Here is a 5830-nt window from a genome sequence, read left to right as displayed (position 1 = left end):
CAGGGGAGTTCGTGGATGCGTCGTTGCGGTTGCTGAGGCCTGGTGGACGGTTTGTGGAGATGGGGTTGCTGGATCGCCGCGACCCCGAGCAGGTAGCCGCGGAACACCCGGGACTGCGGTATCAGAGTTTCGTCCTGTTGGACGTGGCGCCGGACCGGCTGAGGAAGATCCTGACGTCGGTCGTAGAGCTGTTCGAGGCCGGGATCTTGACCCAGTCCCCGCTCACCGCATGGGATTTGCGGCAGGCGCCTGAGGCGTTGCGGTTGATGAGTCAGGCGCGGCATATCGGGAAGAACGTGCTCACCGTGCCGACGCCGCTGGCGCCCGAGGGCACGGTGTTGATCACCGGTGGCACCGGAGGACTGGGTGCGTTGGCCGCCCGGCACCTGGTCACCGACTACGGAGTCCGCAGGCTGATATTAGCGAGCAGACGCGGTCCGGATACGCCCGGTGCGGGGGAACTCCGTGCGGAACTCGTCGCCCTCGGTGCGCACGTAGACGTGGTCGCCTGTGACGCGGCGGATAGGAACGCCCTCGAGACGACGCTCGCGGCGATCCCGTCCGAGCATCCCCTGACCGGCGTCGTCCACGCTGCGGGCGTGCTGGCCGATGGCTTGTTCACCGATCTGACGGCGGAGCGGATCGAGCAGGTGTTACGGCCGAAGGTGGACGCGGCGTGGAATCTCCACGAGGCGACGCGGCATGCGGATCTGTCGATGTTCGTGTTGTATTCCTCGATCGCGGGCGTGATCGGTAATGCGGGGCAAGCCAATTACGCGGCGGCCAATGCGTTCCTCGACGCGCTGGCACACCACCGGCACGTGAACGGTCTACCCGCGACCTCCATCGCCTGGGGGTTGTGGCAGCAGAGCACCGGCATGACCGGCGCGCTCGGTCGAGCCGATATCGCCCGCTTGCGGCGGGAGGGTTTCCCGCCGCTGGGCGAGGGGGAGGGGATGGCGCTGTTCGACGCCGCACTCGCGGGTGGCGCGTCGGCGTTCGTTGCTGTCCGCGTCGATCGCGACGCACTGGCGGAAACGGCACCCCGTGCACTGATGCGCGGTTTGGTGCGGCCGTCCCGTCGCCGGGTCGCCGGTGAGGTGGCGCAGCGTCCGCAGCTGGCCGCGCGGCTGGCCGGTCGTTCGGCTGCCGAGCAGGACCGCGTCGTCCTCGACCTCATCCGCGCCCAGGCCGCGGCGGTGCTGGGGCATACCGGCGTCGAGTCGATCCCGGCGGACAAACCGTTCCGCGATATCGGATTCGACTCACTCGGAGTCATGGAATTCCGCAACAGGCTGTCGGAAGCCACCGGGCTCCAGCTGCCATCGACACTGGTCTTCGACCACCCGACCGCCACCGCGATGGCGAAGCTGGTGCGCTCCCTGGCGGTGCCGACCACCGCGGACGAATCCGCCGAGCAGGCTCCGCGCCCGAAGCGTGTAGTCGATGAACCGATCGCCATTGTGGGCATGAGCTGCCGCTTCCCCGGCGGAGTCACCTCACCGGAGAGTCTCTGGGAATTGCTGGCCTCCGGCACGGACGCGAGCACAGATTTTCCCGCCGACCGCGGCTGGGATCTCGAGCGGCTGTTCGATGCGGACCCGGATAAACCGGGTACTTCCTACACCCGGCGCGGCGGATTCCTGTCCGGCGCGGCGGATTTCGATGCCGGATTCTTCGGCATCGGTCCCCGGGAGGCGTCCGCCATGGACCCCCAGCAGCGCCTGCTGCTGGAAGCGACCTGGGAAGCCCTGGAGGATGCCGGTATCGACCCGGTCGCGTTGCGCGGCAGCGATACCGGTGTCTTCGCCGGAGCGTGCTCATCCGGCTACGGCGAGCGGGTCACCGGAGAACTGGAGGGTTACCGTCTCACCGGCACCACACACAGTGTGATCTCCGGCCGGGTGGCCTACGTTTTCGGCTTCGAAGGTCCGGCCGTCACCGTGGATACCGCGTGCTCGTCGTCGCTGGTCGCCCTGCACCAGGCCACCCGCGCGCTGCGCCAGGGAGAGACCTCGCTGGCACTGGCGAGCGGTGTGACGGTCGCGGCCAGTCCGTATCTCTACGTCGATTTCGCCCGGCAACGCGGCCTGGCGCCCGATGGACGCTGCAAGTCGTTCTCCGTCGACGCCGACGGCGTCGGTTTCGCCGAGGGCGTCGGGGTGCTCGTGCTCGAACGGCTTTCCGACGCCCGTCGCCTCGGGCATCCGGTGTTGGCGGTCGTGCGCGGTAGCGCGATCAACCAGGACGGTGCGAGCAATGGCTTGACCGCGCCGAACGGTCCGTCGCAGGAGCGGGTGATCGCGGCGGCGCTGGCCGACGCGGGGTTGACGCCCGGTGATGTGGACGCGGTCGAGGCGCACGGAACCGGTACGACATTGGGCGATCCGATCGAGGCCCGCGCCCTGATCAATGCCTACGGGCGCGACCGTGCCGGTCGCCCGCTGTTCATCGGGTCGGTCAAATCCAATCTCGGCCACACCATCGCCGCCGCGGGTGTCGGTGGTGTGATCAAGATGGTGCAGGCGTTGCGGCACGAAACCCTGCCGAAGACACTGCACGCGGACGAGCCGAGTCCCCATGTGGACTGGTCGGCGGGCAACGTTCGGCTGCTGACGGAAGCCCAGGCGTGGCCGGCCGGGGAACGCGTCCGGCGGGCCGGCGTGTCGTCGTTCGGTGTCAGCGGCACCAACGCCCACGCCATCCTGGAAGAGGCGCCCGCGGCTGCGCCGTCCCCGGTCGTGCGCGCCCCTGGGCGCCGTATCGAGACTGTCGTGCCCTGGCTGGTGTCGGCCGATTCCGAGTCGGGCCTGCGGGCGCAGGCCCACCGGCTACGGCAGTGGGCGACCCACCATCCCGACGCCGGACCATGGGACACAGCTCATGCGCTGATCACCTCCCGCGCACAGCTGCCGTGGCGTGGCGCTGTCGTCGGGCGTGACCGGGACGAATTGCTGGCCGGGCTGGCCGAATTGGCCGCCGGTCACACGGGCGCGATCGCGGCGAAGTCGAATGTGGCCGGACGGACGGCGTTCCTGTTCACCGGTCAGGGCGCGCAACGGGCCGGGATGGGCGCCGGTCTGTACGCGGCTTTCGGTGTGTTCGCCACGGCCTTCGACGAGATGTGCGCCCATATCGATCCGCTGCTCGGCCGGTCGCTGCGAGAGCTGGTCTTCGACCCGGACGGTGCTCGGCTGCTGGACCGGACCGAACTCACCCAGCCCGCCCTGTTCGCGTTCGAGGTGGCGCTGTTCCGGCTGCTGGAATCGTTCGGCGTCGTCGCGGATGTGCTCATCGGACATTCGATCGGCGAGCTGACCGCCGCGTATCTCGCCGGAGTGTGGTCGCTACCGGATGCGTGCGCGCTGGTGGTGGCGCGCGGGCGGTTGATGGGCGCACTACCCGGCGACGGCGCGATGCTGGCCGCGGCGATGCCCGAGGAACGGGCAGTGAACCTGCTCGACGAGTTCGGCGGCAGGGTGTCGATCGCCGCGGTGAACGGTCCGGGATCGGTGGTGTTGTCCGGTGCGGCCACCGCGATCGACGCGGTCGCCGATCGGCTGGCCACAGCGAATGTGCAGACCTCCCGGCTGCGGGTGAGCCATGCGTTCCATTCGGCCTCGATGGAGCCGATGCTCGACGAGTTCCGCCGAGTGGCCCGAGGTTTGACCTACCAGCGGCCGACCGTCCCGATCGTATCGAATGTGTCCGGCGCCCTGGTCGACGCCGAACTGACCGACCCGGACTACTGGGTTGCCCAGGTACGCGGGTGTGTCCGGTTCGCCCCGGGTATCGCCACCCTGATCGAGGACGGCGTCCGGCGGTTCTTGGAAGTCGGCCCGGATGCCGTGCTGGCCGCCATGGTGCGGCAGTGTCTCGCCGAAACGCCGACCGCGGAGGCGGAGTCGACCGTGGTGGCGGCCGCTCGACGCTCGACCGACGAGGCGGATCGGTTCGTGACCGCGTTGGCGCAGGCCGGCGCCGGAGGGGTGCCGGTGGACTGGACGCCGCTGTTCACGGGCCGCGCGATCGAGCGAGTACCGCTGCCGACCTATGCGTTCGAGCGCCAGCGGTACTGGTTGCCCCCGGTCCGGGTGTCGGATGTGTCGCGCTCGGGTCTGGACGACGCGGGCCATCCGCTGCTGGGCGCTCTGCTGCGGTTGCCGGATTCGCCGGATGTCGTGTTCACCGGTCGACTGTCCGGAGCGGATCATCCGTGGCTGGCCGATCACGCGGTCGGCGGAGCGGTCGTGTTCCCCGGCGCCGCCTTCGTCGAGCTCGTCCTGCACGTGGGTGCGGTCGTGGCATGCCCCGCGGTGTCGGAGCTGGTGATCGAGGCGCCCCTGCCGTTGCCATCGACGGGTGCGGTCGAATTGCGGATGGTCGCCGGTGGGCTGGATGAATCCGGCGGGCGGGCAGTCACGGTGTATTCGCGGTCGCGTGACGGAGAGGAGCCTGGGGCCGACCCCGATTCCGCTCAGTGGGTACGTCACGTGACCGCGACGGTGACCGCGCGGACGGGCGGCCAATCAGCCGCCACGGTGGGAGCGAGTTGGCCCCCGGCCGGCGCGACCGCGCGGGAACTCACCGGCGCTTACGCGGATCTGGCCGAACTGGGCTACGAGTACGGTCCGGCTTTCCGGGGCCTGACCGCGCTGTGGTGTGGCGAAGGTGAAGTCTTCGCCGAGGTCGTGCTGCCCGAATCCGCTCGATCACAGGTCGGCGGGTACGGAGTGCATCCGGCGCTGCTGGACGCGGCGCTGCACTCCATCCTGCTGGGCGGGCTGACGTCTGGACCGGTGGCCGGTGCGGTGGCTGTGCCGTTCTCGTGGGAGAACGTCAGGTTGTATGCGACGGGAGCGACCACGGTGCGGGTCCATGCCGCCGTGTCCGGCTCGGCGGCACAGGACACCCGGATCGCGGTGACGCTCACCGACATCTCGGGGCGGCCAGTCGCCGAGATCGGTGCGTTGATGCTGCGCAGTCTCTCGGCCGATGCCTTCGCGTCGCGACACCGCGCCGTCGGCTACGGACTTGACTGGATCGCCGTGCCTGCCGTCGAGCCGGGCGCCACCGGCGACTGGGACTTTGCCGGTGACCTCAAGACCGTGTACGTCGCGGGTCGGGTCGCGACGGTGGTCCGCCTCCAGCACGAAGGCGGCGACGGCGACATGCCCGCGACCGTGCGAGCGGTGGTGACCGCCATGACGACGCGGGTGCGGGAACTACTGGACCGGGACAGCCGAGTTGTCGTGGTGACCCGGCGGGCGGTTACGGTCCATGCCGGTGAGCCCGTGGAGCCGGCCGCGGCCGCGGCGTGGGGGTTGCTGCGCACCGCGCAGAGCGAGTACCCCGATCGGATCCTCCTCGTCGACGTCGATGAATGGGATCACTTCCGGCAGAGTGCCGTACTGGCGCTGACGCTGGACGCCGAACCTCAACTCGCCGTCCGCGGCGGCGTCCCCCACGCACCGCGTCTCCACCGCACCGGGCACGCGGTCGCCGCCCGCCTGCGCGGCGCCGAGCTCCTGGGCACCGTTGCGCCCTCCGACCGCCGGGAATGGGGACTCGCGCCGATCGGGAAAGGCACGCTGAGCCCGGACAATTTCGGCCTGCGCGAACTTCCGGACGCCTGGGCGCCACTGGCTCCGGGGCAGGTGCGGGTGCGCGTGAAGGCAGTGGGCCTGAACTTCCGGGACGTACTCATCGCGCTCGGCACCTACCCCGACCCGGACGCTGCGATAGGTGTGGAGGGTGCTGGTGTGGTGGTGGAGGTTGGTGCGGGTGTGTCGGGGTTGGTGCCTGGTGATCGGGTTTTCGGGTTTGTGCG

1 protein-coding gene is annotated in these 5830 nt (G+C 69.8%); it reads left to right on the top strand.

Annotated elements, in window-relative coordinates; genetic code table 11:
• Positions 1-59: 59 nt before the first annotated feature.
• Positions 60-5830, top strand: a 5771-nt coding sequence (locus ACGF7Y_RS36395; RefSeq protein WP_393242461.1) for an SDR family NAD(P)-dependent oxidoreductase, incomplete at its 3' end; no start/stop codon positions are given.

The organism is Nocardia sp. NPDC047654 (assembly GCF_043205035.1).
Classification (GTDB): domain Bacteria; phylum Actinomycetota; class Actinomycetes; order Mycobacteriales; family Mycobacteriaceae; genus Nocardia.
Note: the sequence above shows the minus strand (reverse complement) of the source record. Positions and strands in the feature narration are given on the sequence as shown.